Origin of the sequence: Kitasatospora sp. NPDC059571 (assembly GCF_042735675.1) — a bacterium.
Classification (GTDB): Bacteria; Actinomycetota; Actinomycetes; order Streptomycetales; family Streptomycetaceae; genus Kitasatospora.
The window spans coordinates 1-1,676 of sequence record NZ_JBHWBW010000790.1 but is presented as its reverse complement, the minus strand read 5'-3'; the positions used below and the strand labels follow the sequence as shown (position 1 = coordinate 1,676).

Below are 1,676 nucleotides of genomic sequence, written 5' to 3'. Positions count from 1 at the left end.
CTGGCAGCGGCCTGATAGCCACACCCAGCGCCCCTGGGCGACCCAACCTTACGAATGGCTCGATCAACCCGACTCAGAAGGTAGAGCGGCCTGACGGGACTCATCCGATGCGCTCGGACATCGTGCCCGGCGGCACCTTCCCCGACCACTAGCTGCCCGACCGCACCAACGTGCCGAGGAAACCGGGCGAGTTGCAGGGCGACGACCCGCTCGTCCGCACGCTCGCCCGCGGCCACTGCTGCCCGAAGGAACACCAGCAGCACCTCGAACTCGCCGCGGCCTACCCGAAGATCGCCGTGGCCTCCACGCAGATGGCGACGATCTCGACCGACGAGCACCACGAATCAGAGGAGTTCCGCGCGTCGGTCGGCGCCCGGTGGCCGTTCCTCGCCGACCAGGGGCTGCGCGAGGCCTGGGACGCGGGTGACCGCTCGTCGTTCCACGGCTGGGCCGAGCGCGGCGGACCGGGGCCCACCGCACCGTGAGAGGGGCCCGGACCGGGCTGCAGCCGAGCGAGCCGCAGCGCCGCCCGATTTATGTTGTGCGCAATATAGTTGTGCGCTAGGTTTATCGGCGTCAGGCTGGCCCCGATCCCCTTACGGAGGAATCGACATGTCCGAGCACGCACCCACGCCCGTCCTCGAAGCCGCGGCCGCCGCGTTCGCCGAGGCGACCGCCAAGCCCCCCTTCCTCTTCGACCTGGCACCGGCCGAGGGCCGCGCGGCGGTCGACGAGGTCCAGTCGGGCGAGGTCGCCGAGCCCGCCGTCGACGAGGAGTGGATCAGCGTCGAGGGCGGCCCGACCGGCAGCGTCAAGGCCCGGATCGTCAAGCCGCTCGGCACCACCGGCCCACTGCCCGTCATCCTCTACGTCCACGGCGCGGGGTGGGTCTTCGGCAACGCCCACACCCACGACCGCCTGGTACGCGACCTCGCCACCGGCGCGCGTGCCGCCGTGGTCTTCCCCGAGTACGACCTCTCCCCCGAGGCCCGCTACCCCGTCGCCGTCGAGCAGAGCTGGACGGTGGCCCGGTGGGTCGCCGCGCACGGCGCCGAGAAGGGCCTCGACGGTACCCGGATCGCCGTGGCCGGCGACTCGGTCGGCGGCAACATGAGCGCCGCCCTCACCCTGCTGGCCAAGGAGCGCGGCGACGTCACCTTCGTCCAACAGGTGCTCTTCTACCCGGTCACCGACGCCGCCTTCGACACCGACTCCTACCACCAGTTCGCCCAGGGCTACTTCCTGCGCCGCGACGCCATGCAGTGGTTCTGGGACCAGTACACCACCGACGAGAAGGAGCGGGCCGAGATCACCGCGTCGCCGCTGCGCGCCACCACCGCGCAGCTGACCGGCCTTCCCCCGGCCCTGGTCATCACCGCCGAGGCCGACGTGCTGCGCGACGAGGGCGAAGCGTACGCCAACAAGCTCCGCACGGCCGGGGTCCCCGTCACCGCCGTCCGCTACCAGGGCATCATCCACGACTTCGTGATGCTCAACGCCCTGCGCGACACCCAGGCCGCCCGGTCCGCCATCAACCTCGCCACCGCCACCCTCCGCGAGGCCCTCGGGACGGCGTGAGGCACCTGACAGCGCGCCAGTGCCCGGGCGTGATCGCCCGGGCCCCGTCCCGCGCTGTCCGGCGGCCGGCCGGAGGCCGGATGACGCGGCATCCGGCC

2 protein-coding genes are annotated in these 1,676 nt (G+C 72.1%); both read left to right on the top strand.

Annotated elements, in window-relative coordinates; translation table 11 throughout:
- Positions 1-170: 170 nt before the first annotated feature.
- Entirely contained in the window at positions 171-485 is a 315-nt protein-coding gene (locus ACFV0G_RS39045; protein WP_380558571.1) for a hypothetical protein, read from the top strand.
- A gap of 127 nt (positions 486-612) precedes the next feature.
- Positions 613-1,578, top strand: a complete 966-nt coding sequence (locus ACFV0G_RS39040; RefSeq protein ID WP_380558568.1) for an alpha/beta hydrolase — start codon at positions 613-615, stop codon at positions 1,576-1,578.
- Positions 1,579-1,676: the final 98 nt, after the last annotated feature.

Bases quoted from the DNA above. Each gene is read 5' to 3' on its own strand.
- ACFV0G_RS39040 (WP_380558568.1), top strand. From the start codon at position 613: ATGTCCGAGCACGCACCCACGCCCGTCCTCGAAGCCGCGGCCGCCGCG.